Origin of the sequence: Pseudomonas sp. S12(2018) (assembly GCF_024355235.1) — a bacterium.
GTDB classification, from domain to species: domain Bacteria; phylum Pseudomonadota; class Gammaproteobacteria; order Pseudomonadales; family Pseudomonadaceae; genus Aquipseudomonas; species Aquipseudomonas palmensis.
This window is the reverse complement of the sequence record NZ_QLAD01000015.1, coordinates 21,102-37,923: the sequence shown is the minus strand read 5'-3', so window position 1 is coordinate 37,923 and position 16,822 is coordinate 21,102. Positions and strand designations below refer to the sequence as shown.

The window sequence follows — 16,822 nt, the reverse complement described above, 5'->3', positions numbered from 1 at the left end:
CATCCTGGCTTGACCCATAAACATAAAAATACGGGTAATCACCACATGATCCACAGCCAAAGCACTCCCCTGGCCCAGCCATCGGCCAGTACCCCGCACGCCGGCATCGGCGACAAGATCCGTGGCGCCATGGGCGTCGGCAAGACCCGCTGGGTGATGCTGGCGCTGGTATTCTTCGCCACCACCCTGAACTACATCGACCGCGCCGCACTGGGCGTGATGCAGCCGATCCTGGCCAAGGAAATGAGCTGGACGGCGATGGACTACGCCAACATCAACTTCTGGTTCCAGGTGGGCTACGCCATCGGCTTCGTGCTGCAGGGCCGGCTGATCGACCGCATCGGCGTCAAGCGCGTGTTCTTCTGCGCGGTGCTGCTGTGGAGCCTGGCCACTGGCGCCCACGGCCTGGCCACCTCGGCGGTGGGCTTCATGGTCTGTCGCTTCATCCTCGGCCTGACCGAAGCGGCCAACTACCCGGCCTGCGTGAAGACCACCCGGCTGTGGTTCCCGGCGGGCGAGCGGGCGGTGGCCACCGGCATCTTCAACGCCGGCACCAACGTCGGCGCCATGTTCACCCCGATGCTGCTGCCGCTGATCCTCACTGTGTGGGGCTGGCAGGCGGCGTTCATGGCCATGGGCGCGCTGGGCCTGGTGTGGGCCACGTTCTGGGGCCTGAAGTACTTCAACCCGGAAAACCACCCGAGCGTGAGCAAGGCGGAACTGGCGTACATCCAGAGCGAGGTCGAGCCTGAACAGGCGGCCGTGCCGTTCACCCGTATCCTGCGCATGCGTGGCACCTGGGCCTTTGCCCTGGCCTACTCGATCACCGCGCCGGTGTTCTGGTTCTACCTGTACTGGCTGCCGCCGTTTCTGAACCAGCAGTACAACCTGGGCATCAGCGTCACGCAGATGGGCATCCCGCTGATCGTGATCTACCTCAGTGCCGACTTCGGCAGCGTGGGTGGCGGGATCCTGTCCTCGTTCATGATCGGTCGCGGCATGGCGCCGGTGAAGGCGCGGCTGCTGTCGATGCTGCTGTTCGCCACCACCATCGTCGGGGTGATCTTCGCCGCAGGCGCCAGCAGCCTGTGGGTGGCGGTACTGGCCATCTCCCTGGCGATTGCCGCGCACCAGGCCTGGACCGCCAACATCTGGAGCCTGGTGATGGACTACACGCCCAAGCACATGATGAGCACCGTGTTCGGCTTTGGCGGCATGTGCGCGGCCACCGGGGGGATGTTCATGACCCAGATCGTAGGGCATGTGCTGACCAGCACCAACAACAACTACACCGTGCTGTTCACCATGATTCCGGCGATGTATTTCATCGCGCTGCTGTGGATGTATTTCATGGCACCGCGCAGGATCCCGACAGTCGAGGCGTAAGCCCGGGCTGCAATGCAGCCCTTCGCCAGCAACGCTGGCTCCTACAGGGAGCCGGCGTTCATTACCTTGCGGGCCTTCTCCAGCGCCCACTGCGCGCGCTGCAGCGCACTCACCCCCTGCTCCAGCAACTGGCGCGTGGGGATCTCCAGGCTCAGCGGCAGGTCGGCCGGCAAGCTGTGCAGCAACCCGTTCAGGTCGCACTCCCCATCCCCCGGAAAACGTCGCTCGTTACGCGCCTGACGCAGGATCTCGGCCATGTCGTCGGGGCGCGGGCCCGCCACGTCGCACAGTTGCGCGTAGCGGATGCGCGAGGCCGGCAGGCGGCGCAGGTCTTCCAGGCGCGACGCCGAGCGATCGAAGTGGAAGGCATCGACCAGCACGCAGCCGTTGGCGCGCCCGGCGTTTTCGACGATGCGGGTGGCCTGGGTCAGGTCCTTGGCATCGGTCCACGGCATGAACTCCAGGTGCGGGTGCAGGCCATACGGCGCGGCCAGGTCGCACAGCGCCGCGAAGTTGTCGGTCAGGCGCTGTTCATCCGGGTCGTTGCCGGCAACCAGCAGCTCGCTTGCACCGAAGTCGGCGCCCACCGCGAGCAGGGCCTCAAAGTTGGCGACCAGAGTGTCGGGCTTGAGCCGCAGAATCTCCACATCGAGCACCCGGATGCCGGTGTCGCGCAGGCGCTCGGCTGTCTGCCGGCGCAGGCCGGCGTCGCTTGCCAGCGGGAAGTGGTGTTCTTCGGGGGTGGCCGGCTCGAGGCGCAGGCCGACATGGCTGTAGCCGGCCCGGGCGGCGACTTCGACCATCCGGGGTGGGGACAGCTCAAGGACAGTGAGGGCGGCCAGGGACATGACACGTGGGTTCATGGAGGAGTCTCGGGTGCGTTGTTGTATTTGCATTATTTAGAACTTAGTTCCAATTTCAATGCAAGTACAAAAAAAACAGCTTTGCGCTCCACAAAACTGCCTTGGTTTACCTGAGGGCCGCTTCGCTGGCTTGCCAGCGAAGCGTCTAGACAAACAGCTCCGACGCCGGGCTGGCCGCCGACAGCTCGGCCGCCGCCGCCAGCAACGCCGGCGCCAGCTCGTGCAGGCGCGCCTCGTTCAGGCGCGCGGTCGGTCCGGCCACGCTCAACACCCCGACCACATGCCCATCCTGCGGGTGACGTACCACCGCCGCCAACGCCGACGTACCCAGCGCCGAACTCTCCACCACCCACGCATAGCCCAGTTCCCGCGCCATGCGCAGGCGTTCCAGCAGTTGGGCATTGGAAGCCGGCGCGTTCGGCCCGAAGTCCTCGCGCCGGCCCACGCCCTGGCGCTCCACCAGCAGCAACGCCTGGGCATCGCTCAGGCTGGCCAGCCAGGCATGCCCCGAGGCGCTGTAGAACAGCGGCGCCTCACGCCCCATGTCCGGGTCGTAGCGCAGGCCGGAGCGGGCGCCCTGGGCCTTGGCGATCCACACCTGGCGCTCGCCGTCGATGATCCCCAGCCGCACCAGCTCGCCGGTCTGCGCGGCCAACTGGTCGAGAATCGGCTGGACGATGTCGGCACCGCTCTGGGCCAGGTAGCGAAAGCCCATGCCCACCAGCTTGGTGCTCAGCAGGTACCGGCTGTTTTCCGGATTCTGGCGCACGTAGCCCAGGCGCATGAGCTCGGCGAGCATGCGATGGGTCGCGCTCTTGGGGATGTCCAGCTGCTCGGCCAGGGTCTGCATCGGCAGCCCGCGCGGCTCGCTGGTGAGGCTTTCGAGAAGGCTGAAAGCACGTTCGATCTGACTGCCGGCCATGGTCACGGTCCCTGAAAATTTCGCCGATTCTAAAGAGCGCCGGGCAAAGCGCAAACCACTGTTCGATCTTCGCCCAACTTTGCATGCGACGGCCTTGGCAGCCGACATGCAATCATAGAATATGGAACTTCGTTCCAAAATAATAATTGCGCGCACTGCGAGGACCCAGCATGACTGCCCACACCCCTACCTCCCGCCCGGTGGACTGCGATGTCCTGGTCATCGGCTCCGGCGCTGCCGGCCTGAGCGCCGCGGTGACCGCCGCCTTTCACGGGCAGAAGGTCATCGTGGTCGAAAAGGACCCGGTGTTCGGCGGCGCCACGGCCTGGTCCGGCGGTTGGATGTGGGTACCGTGCAACCCGCTGGCACAGCGCGCCGGCATCGTCGAGGACCGTTCGCTGCCGCGCACCTACCTGCAACACGAACTGGGCGAACGCTTCGAACCGGCGATGATCGATGCGTTCCTGGAGGCGGCGCCCCACATGGTGTCGTTCTTCGAACGCCATACCGCCCTGCAGTTCGCCGACGGCAACGGCATTGCCGATATCCACGGCGACACGCGCGGGGCCGGCACGGGCGGGCGCTCGGTGATCGCCGCCCCGTATGACGGGCGCAAGGTCGGCAAGCTGCTCAGGCAGCTGCGCCGCACGATGCGCGAAACCTCATTCATGGGCATGCCGATCATGGCCGGCAAGGACCTTACCGCCTTTCTCACCCTGACCCGTTCGTGGCGCTCGCTGCTGCATGTGGGCAAGCGCCTGGCACGCCATCTGCTCGACCTCGCACGCTACGGCCGGGCGATGCAGCTGGTCAACGGCGTGGCCCTGATCGCGCGCCTGGCCAAGTCGGCCGAAGACCTCGGCGTGCTGCTGTGGGCATCGGCCCCGGCGCAGCGCCTGCTGCACAACGCTGGCCGGGTGACGGGGGCGGTGGTGCAGACGGCCAACGGCGACGTGAGCATTCATGCGCGCAAGGCCGTGGTGCTGGCAGCCGGCGGCTTCCCCAACGATATCGAGCGGCGCAAGGCGCTGTTCCCGCGTACCCCCACCGGGCATGAGCACCTGGCCTTGCCGCCGCTGGGCGCCAGCGGCGATGGCCTGCGCCTGGGCGAGAGCGTGGGCGCACACGTGGTCGACGACCTGGCAAGCCCGGTGGCCTGGGCCCCGGTGTCGAAAGTGCCGTACAAGGACGGCAGCTTCGGCCATTTCCCGCACATCATCGAACGTGCCAAGCCCGGCATCATCGGTGTGCTGGCCAACGGCAAGCGCTTCGTCAACGAAGCCAACGGCTACTACGACTACGTGAGCGCAATGGTCGCCAGCGCGCCCGGCGAGCAGGTGGCCTCGTGGCTGATATGCAGCCACGCCTTCCAGCGCCGCTACGGCCTGGGCATCTCCCGGCCCTTCCCACTGCCGGTGGCGCCCTTCATTCGCAGCGGCTACCTCAAGTGCGGCGACAGCATCGAGGCGCTGGCCATCGCCTGCGACATCGACCCCCAGGGCCTGAGTACCACGCTCAGCGACTACAACCGCCATGCGCGCCACGGCGAAGACCCGCAGTTCGGCCGTGGCAGCACGCCTTACAACCGCAAGCAGGGCGATGCGCTGCACCGGCCCAACCCGTGCGTGGCGCCCATCGAGCAGGGGCCGTTCTATGCGGTGAAGGTGGAGCCGGGCTGCTTCGGCACCTTTGCCGGGCTCAGGACCAATGCCCACGCCCAGGTACTGGATGCACAGCAGCAGCCAATTGCCGGCCTGTATGCCGCCGGCAGCGACATGCTCAGCATCATGGGCGGGCATTACCCGGCGGGCGGGATCAATCTGGGGCCGGCGACCACCTTCGGCTACATCGCCGGGCGGCACATTGCCGGGGTCAGTGCCTACGAGTAGGCGCGCCGGCTGCTGCTAGACTGGCGACCCGACTCCTTCATGAAAGCCAGCCGACCATGGACCAGATCAGCGCGATGCAGGCGTTTCGCCGCGTGGTAGAGAGTGGTGGTTTCAGCGCCGCTGCCGCCCTGACCGGGCAATCGCACACCGTGCTGTCGCGCCAGGTCAAGAACCTGGAGCGCCACCTCGGCACCCAGTTGCTCAGCCGCACCACGCGGCGACTGCATGTCACCGAAGCCGGCGCACTGTGCTACCGCCATTGCGTGCAGGTGCTGGAGCAGCTCGAAGCCATGAGCCTGGAGATTTCCGAACACCAGCAGCAACCCACAGGCACCCTGCGCCTGAGCGTGGCCACGGCATTCGGTGAACTGGAGCTGGGGCGCTGGCTACCGGACTTCGTCGAGCGCTTCGACCAGTTGCAGGTGGAGCTCATCTGCACCGACCGCTTTGTGGACATGCTCGAAGAAGGGGTCGATGTGTGCCTGCGGGTGACCACCCACCTGCCCGACTCCAACCTGGTGGCCCGGCAACTGGCCGTCAGCGAAGTCGTGCTGGTAGCCGCCCCCGCGTACCTGCAGCGCTGGCCGGCCCCCATCGAACCGCACACCCTGGGCGAGCATGCGTTGCTCGGCTACAACCGGCTGGCCCAGCCGCAACGGCTGAGCCTGCAGGGGCCCGACGGGCAGCGCCTGGACGTGGCAATGCCCAGCCGGCTGAGCGCCAACTCGCCGATGGCGTTGCGTGCGGCGGCCATTGCCGGCCTGGGTATCGCCAGCTTCGACCGCTTCATCGTGCATGACGCCCTGCTCGACGGGCGCCTGGTACAGGTGCTGCCCGAATGGCAGCAGCCCTCCCGGCACGTGTACGCGATGTTCCCCCAAAGCCGCTATCTGGCGCCCAAGGTTCGGGCATTGGTCGAGTATGCGCGGGCGTACTACGCTGAACCACGATGGGAAATCAAGATGTGATCTGTGCAAGAAGCACACAGGTTCTGGGCTGCTTCTGCCGTATTTGTGCGTTCGTTGTTTGATTAACCTTCTTTCGATTGTTCATCAGAGGGTTTCAACCATGAAAGCACTTCGAGTTACCGCCGCCGGCTTGCTGCTGGCAGCTTGCGCCACTACCGCCGTGGCTGCGGTCTGCTACTGCACCGCCCCACTCATCTCCCTGCCGAAAAATGCGCTGACCTGGAAAGTGGTACCGGGCACCAACAACAACGTCACCTACGCCAACGTGCAGGGCGACATCCTGGGCAATGGCGCCTACGAGGCCTTCGTCAGTTTCCGTCCCGGTGTGGACAATGGCTACCACACCCACACCGAGACGTTGCCGACCGTGGTGATGAGCGGCGTGTTCTACGCCCGCATCAAGGACAAGAACGGCAAGCTGGTCGAGACCGAGTACCCGGCCGGTTCGTACTACCAGTTGCCGGCCGGGCTGGAACATGAGAGCGGTTGCAAGATGACCGCCAAGAAGGAGCCTTGCCTGCTGTTCCAGTACCAGCGCAACCACTTCGACCTGAACCCGGTGCCCCGCTAGGCGGCCTCAGAAATCGAAGAACACCGTTTCGCCTTCACCCTGGATGCGGATATCGAAACGGTAGGCCAGCTTGCCATCCACTTCGCAGCGCCGCGCGACCAAGGTCTCGCGGCGTTGTGGCTGTTCGATCAGGTTGAGCACCGGGCACTTGGCATTGGCCTGGCCCTCGTCGTCGAAGTACAGCCGCGTGTGCAGATGGATGTTGATGCCGCGGGCGAACAGGCTGACATTGATATGCGGTGCCATCGGCACGCCGGCGGCATTGGCGACCACACCGGGCTTGACCGTCTGCAGCGTCCATTCACCGGCATCGAAGGTGGTGGCGGTGCGTCCGAAGCTGTTGAACGGTTGTTCCAGGTTGAATTCGCTGTGGTACTGCCCGGCCGCGTCGGCCTGCCAGAACTCGAGGAACGAGTCGCGCACCAGGTGGCCGTTGCCGTCGTAGACGTGACCGATCAACAGGATGTGCTCGCCGGGCGCATCGCTGCGCGCCATGCGGTTCCAGATTTCCTGGTCACGGGTCGGGTTGCCGGCCGCTTCCAGGGCCAGGCCGATGTGCACGTAGGGGCCGGCGGTCTGCGATGGGGTTTCCGGCAGCAGTTCGATAGGCATGGCGGGGCTCCTCAGCGGTTTTCGAAGTGGGTCTTGCGCTGGCCGCGCAGAACGATGTCGAAGCGGTAGGCCAGGCAGTCCATGGGGTTGGCATTGGCCATGTCGAGCCGGGCGATCAGGCTCTGTACCGCGTCCGGGTTGGCGATCGACTTGACGATCGGGCACATCGAAATCAGCGGGTCGCCTTCGAAGTACAGCTGGGTGATCAGACGCGTGGCAATCGACGGGCCGCTGATCGACACGTGGATATGCGCCGGGCGCCAGTCGTTGGGGCCGTTGCGCCACGGGTACGGGCCCGGCTTGATGGTACGGAAACTGTAGTAGCCCTCTCTGTCGGTCAGCGCGCGCCCCACACCCCCGAAGTTGGGGTCCAGCGGCGCCAGATAGCGATCGTTCTTGTGGCGATAGCGGCCGCCGGCATTGGCCTGCCACATTTCGACCAGGGTGTGCGGGATCGGCTTGCCGTACTGGTCGCACACGCGCCCGGCCACAATGATGCGCTCGCCGATGGGCAGGCCGCCGTGGTTGAAGTTCAGCAGCAGGTCATTGTCGTGCTCGGCAAATTTCAGGTGGGAGAAATCCGGCCCAGTGCTTTCGCTGACGGACTGTGGAATGCTCACCAGCGCCTGGCGAGGCGAGCGCGCGACGGAGGTCTTGTAGTCGGGGGTAAGGGCTTTCGGATGCCAGTTCCGATCACGGATAACGAAACGACTGGTGTCTTGTGCAGACATGCCGTTCTCCTCTTATTGGATTTTTGGAGGCCTGTACGGGCAGGAGTGATGGGCAGTGTGGCCGAGGCATGCACCGGCGAACATTGAAAAGAATCCTTGAACCCATAACCGTATGGTTATGTCCAAAGCGCTGACGCCGCCGGGCCGGGTGGACTAATCTTTATCTTCATATTTCAAGCTTGGGAGAACGCTCATGCTCTGGCGAAAAGGCAGGCGCAGCGACAACGTGGTCGACGCTCGCGGTGAAGGCGGCGGTGGTGGTGGCATGCGCCTGGGCGGCAAGGGCCTGAGCCTGACGGCGGTGGTACTGATCGTGGGGATCGGCCTGCTGACCGGGCAGGACCCGATGCAGATCCTTGGCCAGCTGAGCGGGCAGATGAGCGAACAGAGCGCGCCGGCAAGCACCGGCGAGCGCAAGGCACCACCGGCCGGCGACGAACAGGCCGAGTTCGTCGCCAGCATCCTGGGCGACACCGAAGACACCTGGCGCGCCCTGTTTGCCCAGGCCGGGCGCCAGTACAAGGACCCGACCCTCAAGCTGTTCAGCGGTCAGGTCAACTCCGCCTGTGGCTTTGCCTCGTCGGCGACCGGCCCGTTCTATTGCCCGGCCGACCAGCAGGTGTACCTGGACATGAGCTTCTTCAAGGAGATGGAAACCCGCTTCGCGGCAGCGGGCGACTTTGCCCAGGCCTACGTGATCGCCCACGAGGTCGGCCACCATGTGCAGACCCTGCTGGGGGTGTCAGCCAGGATCGACCAGGCCCGTCGCAGCGGCCAGCGCCTGCAAGGCGACAACGGCCTGCTGGTACGTCAGGAACTGCAGGCCGACTGCCTGGCAGGCGTGTGGGCCTACCAGGCACAGCAACGCCATAACTGGCTGGAGCCGGGCGATATCGAAGAGGCCCTGAACGCCGCCAACGCGATCGGCGATGACCGCCTGCAGCAGCAGAGCAAGGGCCGCGTGGTGCCCGACTCGTTCACCCACGGCACTTCCGCGCAGCGCGTGCGCTGGTTCAAGACCGGCTTCGCCAAGGGCGACCTCAACCAGTGCGACACCTTTGGCGCCAGCAGACTCTGACGCCTGTAATGGGGTGTTTGCGGCCTCGCGCAAACACCCTAAACATTTTGTTGATGGTTTTCGTCGGAATTGGAGAAAAAGCGTTTCAGCTCTGCAACATCCCGCCGATAAAGGCAGCTCACGTCAGCTGGCCTCCAAGAAAAACAACCTCCAGCGATTTAGATCAAAGAGCGCACAGAATCCTGGAGGGATCGCATGAACAGCTGGTTTGCCAATATCAGCGTCAACCTGAAACTCGCCCTGGGCTTCGGCCTGGTGCTGCTGCTGACCGGCCTGTTGGCCCTGACCGGCTGGACCAGCCTGGGCGGTCTGATCGACCGCAGCAACTGGATGAGCGACATCACCCAGCTCAACAACGAGCTCACCGAACTGCGCATCGCCCGCCTGCAGTACATGATTGCCGACGGTGACGACAAGCTCGCGCAGAATGTCCAGGCCAAGCTGGATACCTTCAAGGCCCGCCAGCAGAACCTGCTGAACACCTTCAAGAGCCCGGAGAACGTCAAGCTGCTGCGCGAACAGGCGCAGGTGGTCGCCGCCTACGAGGTGTCCCTGGCCAAGATGCGCAGCGCCTACAAGCAGGGTGGCGAAGCGCGCCGCAGCATGGGCGTTACCGCCAATGAGGCCGGTGCCCTGATGGAAACCCTGCTGGCCGACAGCCTGTCCTCTGGCCAGAGTGACAGCGAGCGCCTGGAACATCTCAAGCGCCTGACCACCGTACGCCAGCACCTGCTGCTGGCCCGCTTCGAGGTGCGCGGCTACATCGCCGACCTCACCCCGGAAACCGAACAGGTCGCCGCCCGCCAGCTCGACGCCACCCTGGCCGAAACCCGCCAGCTGGCCGCCACCGATGCTCGTGCCCGACCGCTCGAGGCCGCCACCCTGCACTACGCCGAAGCGGTGCGCAGCTTCAAGGCCGCCAACACGGCGATCGGCGAGGCGCGCAAGGAAATGACCACCCAGGGCTACGACATCGTGCGCCTGAGCGATGAGCTGTACGCCATCCAGCTGCAACGTCGCGACCTCGAAAGTGCCCAGGCGCGTACCTGGCAACTGGCAAGCACCCTGGCGGCGCTGCTGTTCGGCGTGCTGGCGGCGATCATCATCACCCGCCAGATCACCCGCCCGCTGCGCGAAACCCTGGAAGTGGTCGAGAAGATCGCCACCGGCGACCTGACCCACACCCTGCGCGTCACCCGCCGTGACGAACTGGGCGTGCTGCAACAAGGCATCCAGCGCATGGGCGAAACCCTGCGCGACCTGATCGGCGGCATCCGTGACGGCGTGACCCAGATCGCCAGTGCGGCCGAAGAGCTGTCGGCGGTCACCGAGCAGACCAACGCCGGGGTCAACAGCCAGAAGGTCGAGACCGACCAGGTGGCCACCGCCATGCACGAAATGGCGGCCACCGTGCAGGAAGTGGCGCGCAATGCCGAGCAGGCGTCCGAGGCCGCCACCGACGCCGACGGCCAGGCCCGCGCCGGTGACCAGGTGGTGGCCCAGGCCATCGCGCAGATCGAGCGCCTGGCGGTCGAGGTCAACCGTTCCACCGAGGCCATGGGCCAGTTGCAGCAGGAAAGCCAGAAGATCGGCAGCGTGATGGACGTGATCAAGTCGGTGGCCGAACAGACCAACCTGCTGGCGCTCAACGCCGCGATCGAAGCGGCACGGGCGGGTGAAGCCGGGCGTGGTTTTGCCGTGGTGGCCGATGAAGTGCGCGGCCTGGCGCAGCGCACCCAGAAGTCCACCGAGGAAATCGAGGTGCTGGTGGCGGGCCTGCAAAGCGGCACCCAGCAGGTGGCCAACGTGATGCATGGCAGCCGCAGCCTGACCGACAGCAGCGTGGAGCTGACGCGCAAGGCGGGTGCCTCGCTGGAGAACATCACCCGCGTGGTGTCTAACATCCAGTCGATGAACCAGCAGATCGCTGCGGCGGCCGAGCAGCAGAGCGCGGTGGCCGAAGAGATCAGCCGCAGCATCCTGAACGTGCGTGATGTGTCGGAGCAGACGGCGGCGGCGAGCCAGGAGACGGCGGCATCCAGCGTCGAGCTGGCGCGCCTGGGCAATCAGTTGCAGATGCTGGTCAGCCACTTCCGCGTCTGACCGCATCGGACGGCGTAACCATCGCGGGTCAAGCCCGCTCCCACCAGGTTCAGCGAAACCTTGTGGGAGCGGACTTGGCCCGCGATGCTGTCAGCCCTTACTTGACGACCTGCCCCACCCCGCGTCCACGCGGGTCAGACGCGGTTTCCAGCGCCGAACCCGTCACCCGGATCGCCTGGATATCGCCCATCTCCCAGCCCTGGTCCTCCAGGGTGTAGCCCATCTTCTTCAGTTCCTCGGCCACCTTGCCATCGAGCGGCGCATAGGCGTCGTAGTAGATAGTGTCCTTGGGCAGCAACTGGTGATGCACACGCTGCGCCGCCACCGCCTTCTCCAGCGGCAGGTTGTAGTCGTACAGGTTGTTGAGCACCTGGAAGATCGAGGTGAAGATCCGCGAGCCACCCGGCGTACCCAGCACCAGCGTGACCTTGCCATCGCGGGTCACCAGGCTCGGGGCCATCGACGACAGCATGCGCTTGCCCGGCTCGATGGCATTGGCATCGCCACCGACCACACCGAAGGCGTTCGCCACACCCGGCTTGGCACTGAAGTCGTCCATCTCGTCATTGAGCAGGAAGCCCGCGCCCTTCACCACCACGCCGCTGCCGTAGTCCCAGTTCAGGGTGTAGGTGTTGCTGACCGCGTTGCCCTGCTTGTCGACGATGGAGAAGTGCGTGGTCTGGTGCGGCTCCAGCCCCGGGCGCACCTTGGCGGTGTCGGAGATGGCGGTCGGGTTGACCTCTTGCGCGCGCTTGGCCAGGTAGTCCTTGGCAATCAGCTGCGCCACCGGCACCTTGGAAAACGCCGGGTCGCCCAGGTAGTCGGCACGGTCGGCGAACACACGCTTCTCGATTTCCGAAAGCAGGTGGATGTAGCGTGCCGAGTTCAGCTCGACACCCTTGAAGTCGGCTGCGCGGTTTTCCTTTATGCCCAGCAACTGCGCCAGCGCGATGCCGCCCGAGCTGGGCAGCGGCGCGGTGTAGACCACGTTGCCACGCCATTCGATGCCCATCGGCTCACGCCACACGGCCTTGTAGTCCTTGAGGTCTTCCTTGCTGACCAGGCCCTTGTCGGCCTGCATCTGCGCCACCAGCAGGTCGGCGGTCTTGCCCTGGTAGAACTCGCTCACACCCTTGTCGGCAATGCGCTCCAGGGTCTGCGCCAGCTCGGGCTGCCTGAAGGTCTCGCCCACCTTCATGCTGCCGAAATAGTCGTTGAAGTTGGTGCTGTCCTTGAACAGCCCCTGGGCATCTTCGCGGTACTGGTACTGCTTGGCGGCGATCTTGAAGCCGTTCTTCGCGTAGCCCACCGCCGGGGTCAGCAGCTCGGCCCAGGGCAGCTTGCCGAACTTCTGGTGCGCCTCCCACAGGCCCATCACCGTGCCCGGCACCCCGGCGGCCCGGGCGCCCACCAGGCTGAGGTTCTCGATGATCTCGCCTTTGTCGTCCAGGTACATGTTGCGGCTGGCCGCCTTGGGCGCCACTTCACGGTAGTCGAGGAAGTAGGGTTTGCCATCCATGTACAGGGTCATGAAACCGCCGCCGCCGATGTTGCCGGCCTCGGGGTAGGTAACGGCCAGGGTGAAGGCAGTGGCCACCGCGGCGTCCACTGCGTTGCCGCCCTTCTTGAGGATGTCGGCGGCGACCTGTGCACCATATTGATCGGGCGCGGCCACCGCGCCGCCGTCCAGCGTCACGGCATAGGCTGATGAGCTGGCGACGATCGCAGCGCTCAAGGTCAGCGTTCGAAACATCAGAGTGCGCATGCGGGTTTCCTTGGTGTTGTTTTTATCGAACAACCATTAAGGCGCATGCCCAGGGATTTTTCAAATGCCGCCTGCGGTTTTCAGCAGGCGTAGATCGACAGCTTGTGCTGGATGAAATCCAGAAAGCACTGGATACGCAGGGCCAGTTGCGAGTTGCGGTAGTACACCGCGTTGATCGGCTGGCGATAGCCGCTGTTGGCCTCGGCCAGCACCAGTTGCAGGCGGCCGGCCTGGAGGTCTTCGTGGGTCATGAAGTGCGACAGGCAGGCGATGCCTTCGCCGGCCAGCGCCAGGTGGCGCAGGGTTTCGCCGCTGGAGGCGCACAGGTCGGGGCGGATCGCCAGGCGGTCGCCTTCGGTGTGGCGCAGCGGCCAGTGATTGAGGGTTTCGGTCTGGGTGAAGCCCAGCAGCGAATGCCCGGCCAGTTCCTCCACATGCCGTGGCGTACCGCGCCGCGCAAGGTACGCGGGGCTGGCCAGCACATGCAGCGGGCTGCACCCCAGCGAGCGGGCGTGCAGGCTGGAGTCGGCCAGCTCGCCGATGCGGATGGCGATATCGGTGCTCTGTTCGAGCAGGTCGATGATCAGGTCGTCGGTGTTGAGCTCCAGCTGGATATCCGGGTACAGCTGGCGGAACTCCCCCACCCAGGGCACGATGGCATGCAGCATGAACGGCGCCGCCGCATTGATGCGCAGGCGCCCGGACGGGGTCTGGCGGTGCAGGCTCAGACGCTCTTCGAGTTCGTCCATCTGTTGCAGGATGGCCTTGGCACGCTCGAAGAAAAACCGCCCCTCTTCGGTGAGGTCCATGCGCCGCGTGGTGCGGTTGATCAGCGTGGTGCCCAGCTTGGCCTCCAGCCGCGACAGGCTGCGGCTGATGGCCGACGGGGTCTGCCCGCCCTGTTCGGCGGCGGCGGAAATAGAGCCGCACTCGATGACCGAGACGAACATCTGCAATTCATCGGACCTGGCTTTCACGGCTGTTCCCTGGTGTGGCGTTCAGCCGTGATAGATAGCCGCTTGGCGTTGCCCGCGCAACCCTTCATCAGGCGCCAGTGTGGAAAACCCGGGCCAGGTGCTGCTCGTAGCCGGCCACGGCAGCCTCGACGTTGGGGTTCTTCATCACGTCGGTGGCCAGGTAGGTCGGCAGACCGCTCATGCCCAGGAACTGGTTGGCCTTGTGGAACGGGAAGTACACCGCGTCCACGCCCTTGCCTTCGAAAAACTGCGCCGGATCGTCGAACGCTTCCTGCGGTGCGTTCCAGGTCAGCGACAGCATGTACTGCTTGCCCTGGATCAGGCCGCCGCTGCCGTACTTGCTCGACGCATCGGAGCGGGTGCGCCCGTCGCTGGCGTAGAGGCTGCCGTGGCCGGCGGTGAACACTTCGTCCAGGTACTGCTTGACGGTCCACGGCGCGCCCATCCACCAACCGGGCATCTGGTAGATGACCACGTCGGCCCAGAGGTACTTCTGCACTTCTTCGGCAACGTCGTAGCCGCCATCGATGTAGGTGCTCTTGACGTCGAAACCGGCGCGGTCGAGAAACGCCAGCGCGGCCTCGTGCAGGGTCTCGTTCAGGCGGCCATCGGAGTGGGCGAACTGCTTGCCGCCGTTGAGCAACAGGATCTTCTTCATCATCTGCCTCATGTGTGTTCGGGGCAGCCAACAGAAGGGCGGCCCGGTGAATGTGATGGCGGCAGATTAATCAGTTCAGCGCAGCGCAAATACCCTCGCGCGGGCAAAACGCTTTTGACCAAAAAGCACGAATTCAGCGCTTATTATTGAAATAAGATTGGCTCACTTTTTACAGGAGCCTCCCCATGAGCGAACCCTACGGTTTCATCCTCAAAGCCAAGACCCGCCCCGAAAAGGCCGAGGAGTTCGAGGCGCTGTTTCGCAGCTATGTAGAACCCAGCCGTGCCGAGCCCGGCTGCATCGAGTACCACATGCTGCGCGACCGGCAGGACCCAAGCCTGTTCGTGTTCTACGAAATCTGGGCCAGCAAGGCCGCACTGGATGTGCATTCGGCGCTGCCGCACATGCAGCAGTTTGCCGAGCGGCGCATGGAATACCTTGAGCGTGACTTCGACATCCAGTTGATCGAGATGCTCAGCCCGTCCTCGGCTAGCCGTTGAGCGCCAGATGGGCGCCCAGCAGCGCCAGGCCGATGAAAAAGCAGCGTTTGAACAGCACGGCACTGATGCGCTGACGCAGGCACTGGCCCAGCCACATGCCCAGCAATGCCGGTATCAGCACCACCAGCGAGGCCCCCAGCGCCTCGCCGCCCAGTGCGCCCTGCCCGGCAAGGCCCACGGCCAGCGCCAGGGTCGAGACGGTGAATGACAGGCCCAGCGCCTGCACCATCTGTTCACGGTGCAGGCCCAGGGCCTGCAGGTACGGTACGGCCGGTATCACGAACACCCCGGTGGCGGCGGTGATGATGCCCGTCACCAACCCGCACAGCGGGCCCAGCCAGCGCTCGTGGCGGGGGGCCAGGTGCAGGCCTGGGTGGCACAGGCCGTACAGTGCATACACCAGCAACGCCACGCCCAATGCGTGCGCCGCCCACGCGCCACTGTCGATGCCCAGCCAGACACTGCCCAGCAAGGTGCCGATGAAGATCATCAGTTGCATCGGCCAGAGCCTGCGCAGCAACGCACGCAAGTGGCCACCCGCCGCCAGCTGCCAAAGGTTGGTGACCGTCGACGGCACGATCAGCAGCGCGGCAGCCTGCGCCGGTGACATAGCCAGACCCAGCAACCCCATGGCTACGGTGGGCAGGCCCAGGCCGATCACGCCCTTGACCGTGCCTGCCAGCACGAAGGTAAGCACAACCAGCAGCGACAGCGCCGGGCCGATAGCCTGATAGAAGCCGAATAAAGTCGTCATGGGCCCATGCTGCCCTGCCCGCACGCCCCTGAACAGTTGCCATATACTGAGCCAGACTATTGCCCAGGCAGAGGCTCATGCATTTCGATCTGATTGACCTACGACTGTTTCTGCACACCGTGGAGTGCGGCAACATCACCGCCGGCGCCCAGCGCAGCCACCTGTCGCTGCCGGCGGCCAGCGCGCGCATTCGCGCCATGGAAAGCTCGCTGGGCGTACCGCTGCTGCAGCGCAACCGGCGCGGCGTGCACCCCACGGCCGCCGGCCAGGCCCTGGTCAACCATGCGCGCCAGATCGGCCAGCAGGTGCAGCGGCTGCAATTCGACCTGGGCCAGTATGCCCAGGGGTTGCAGGGCCAGGTGCGGCTGCTGTGCAACACCGCGGCGCTGACCGAGTACCTGCCCGAACTGCTGGCGACGTTTCTGGCCCACCACCCGGCCATCGACGTGGACGTGGTCGAATTGCCCAGCCTGCGTATCGTGCAGGCGATCACCCAGGGCGAGGCCGACCTGGGCATCATCTCCAATGCCGTGGCCAGCGAGCACCTGCAGAGCGTGGCGTTTCGCGACGACCCGCTGGTGCTGATCATGGCGCCGGATCACCCGCTGGCCAGCCACCCGCACCTGCGCTTTGCCGACACCCTTGAACATGGCCATGTCGGCCTGCAGGCAGACAGCGCCCTGGCCCTGTACCTGGAGGAACAGGCCCTGCACCTGGGGCGCCGGCTGCAGGTGCGGGTACGTGCCGAAGGCTTCGACGGGGTGATCCGCATGGTGGCCCATGGCGCAGGCCTGGGCATCGTGCCGCAGGCTGCCGTGCAACGCTGGCAAGGGGTACTGGCGCTGCACAGCCTGGCGCTGGACGAACCCTGGGCACAACGCCAGCTGCGCCTGTGCAGCCGCAATTTTTCGGCGCTTCCCGGGCACACGCGCACACTTCTGCAAAGCTTGTCGGCAGGCGCTATTGCCCCGGCAGGGACAATCCACCCACAATCGCCTTCGCGCACCGCTATGTAACAAGACAATGCCGTGCCTACGAGCCGTAA

General features: G+C 65.2%; 16 protein-coding genes. 8 read left to right on the top strand and 8 right to left on the bottom strand.

The genetic code is table 11. The features are described 5' to 3' along the window. The first annotated feature begins 45 nt into the window (after positions 1–45). The gene (locus DN388_RS24990) at positions 46–1,386 is read left to right on the top strand and encodes an MFS transporter (RefSeq protein WP_043860691.1); all 1,341 of its coding nucleotides are present in this window, start codon (positions 46–48) and stop codon (positions 1,384–1,386) included. A 41-nt stretch (positions 1,387–1,427) separates the two neighbouring features. Here DN388_RS24990 and DN388_RS24985 read toward each other — a convergent pair whose 3' ends face one another. Beyond that, positions 1,428–2,249: a sugar phosphate isomerase/epimerase gene (locus tag DN388_RS24985; RefSeq protein WP_054916557.1), complete on the bottom strand. Its 822-nt coding sequence runs from the start codon at positions 2,247–2,249 to the stop codon at positions 1,428–1,430. Positions 2,250–2,394: 145 nt separating this feature from the next. Further along, entirely contained in the window at positions 2,395–3,171 is a 777-nt protein-coding gene (locus DN388_RS24980) for an IclR family transcriptional regulator (protein ID WP_043860693.1), read from the bottom strand. Between the two features lie 170 nt (positions 3,172–3,341). Between DN388_RS24980 and DN388_RS24975 the strand changes: the two genes are divergently transcribed. The 3 genes from DN388_RS24975 to DN388_RS24965 all read left to right on the top strand — a co-directional run bounded on the left by DN388_RS24975 (position 3,342) and on the right by DN388_RS24965 (position 6,599). Beyond that, positions 3,342–5,060 (top strand): FAD-dependent oxidoreductase, encoded by a 1,719-nt coding sequence (locus DN388_RS24975; protein ID WP_255002764.1) that lies wholly within the window; start codon positions 3,342–3,344, stop codon positions 5,058–5,060. Between the two features lie 56 nt (positions 5,061–5,116). Beyond that, positions 5,117–6,028 (top strand): LysR family transcriptional regulator, encoded by a 912-nt coding sequence (locus DN388_RS24970; RefSeq protein ID WP_078481788.1) that lies wholly within the window; start codon positions 5,117–5,119, stop codon positions 6,026–6,028. A gap of 100 nt (positions 6,029–6,128) precedes the next feature. After that, positions 6,129–6,599, top strand: a complete 471-nt coding sequence (locus DN388_RS24965; RefSeq protein WP_078481789.1) for a hypothetical protein — start codon at positions 6,129–6,131, stop codon at positions 6,597–6,599. A gap of 6 nt (positions 6,600–6,605) precedes the next feature. Here DN388_RS24965 and pcaG read toward each other — a convergent pair whose 3' ends face one another. Next, a complete protein-coding gene (gene pcaG / locus DN388_RS24960) occupies positions 6,606–7,211 on the bottom strand; it encodes a protocatechuate 3,4-dioxygenase subunit alpha (protein WP_043860697.1) in 606 nt (201 codons plus the stop codon). An 11-nt stretch (positions 7,212–7,222) separates the two neighbouring features. After that, on the bottom strand, positions 7,223–7,942 hold the full coding sequence (pcaH, locus tag DN388_RS24955) for a protocatechuate 3,4-dioxygenase subunit beta (RefSeq protein ID WP_255002761.1): 720 nt from the start codon (positions 7,940–7,942) through the stop codon (positions 7,223–7,225). Positions 7,943–8,135: 193 nt separating this feature from the next. On the opposite strand from pcaH, the gene DN388_RS24950 reads away from it, so the two are divergent. Further along, a complete protein-coding gene (locus tag DN388_RS24950) occupies positions 8,136–9,020 on the top strand; it encodes a neutral zinc metallopeptidase (RefSeq protein ID WP_043860699.1) in 885 nt (294 codons plus the stop codon). A 195-nt stretch (positions 9,021–9,215) separates the two neighbouring features. Continuing rightward, entirely contained in the window at positions 9,216–11,123 is a 1,908-nt protein-coding gene (locus DN388_RS24945) for a methyl-accepting chemotaxis protein (RefSeq protein WP_043860700.1), read from the top strand. A gap of 97 nt (positions 11,124–11,220) precedes the next feature. Here DN388_RS24945 and ggt read toward each other — a convergent pair whose 3' ends face one another. The 3 genes from ggt to DN388_RS24930 all read right to left on the bottom strand — a co-directional run bounded on the left by ggt (position 11,221) and on the right by DN388_RS24930 (position 14,523). After that, positions 11,221–12,888, bottom strand: a complete 1,668-nt coding sequence (ggt, locus tag DN388_RS24940) for a gamma-glutamyltransferase (protein ID WP_043860701.1) — start codon at positions 12,886–12,888, stop codon at positions 11,221–11,223. Between the two features lie 80 nt (positions 12,889–12,968). Beyond that, on the bottom strand, positions 12,969–13,865 hold the full coding sequence (locus DN388_RS24935; RefSeq protein WP_054916552.1) for a LysR family transcriptional regulator: 897 nt from the start codon (positions 13,863–13,865) through the stop codon (positions 12,969–12,971). A 67-nt stretch (positions 13,866–13,932) separates the two neighbouring features. Then, entirely contained in the window at positions 13,933–14,523 is a 591-nt protein-coding gene (locus tag DN388_RS24930) for an NAD(P)H-dependent oxidoreductase (protein ID WP_043860703.1), read from the bottom strand. Positions 14,524–14,708: 185 nt separating this feature from the next. Here DN388_RS24930 and DN388_RS24925 point away from each other — a divergent pair, with 185 nt between their 5' ends. Next, positions 14,709–15,023: a putative quinol monooxygenase gene (locus DN388_RS24925; protein ID WP_043860704.1), complete on the top strand. Its 315-nt coding sequence runs from the start codon at positions 14,709–14,711 to the stop codon at positions 15,021–15,023. Here the strand turns inward: DN388_RS24925 and DN388_RS24920 are convergent. Further along, on the bottom strand, positions 15,013–15,777 hold the full coding sequence (locus DN388_RS24920) for a sulfite exporter TauE/SafE family protein (protein WP_088513834.1): 765 nt from the start codon (positions 15,775–15,777) through the stop codon (positions 15,013–15,015). The genes DN388_RS24925 and DN388_RS24920 overlap by 11 nt on opposite strands. A 77-nt stretch (positions 15,778–15,854) precedes the next feature. Here DN388_RS24920 and DN388_RS24915 point away from each other — a divergent pair, with 77 nt between their 5' ends. Continuing rightward, the gene (locus DN388_RS24915; protein ID WP_116052694.1) at positions 15,855–16,793 is read left to right on the top strand and encodes a LysR family transcriptional regulator; all 939 of its coding nucleotides are present in this window, start codon (positions 15,855–15,857) and stop codon (positions 16,791–16,793) included. The last annotated feature ends 29 nt before the right edge of the window (positions 16,794–16,822 follow it).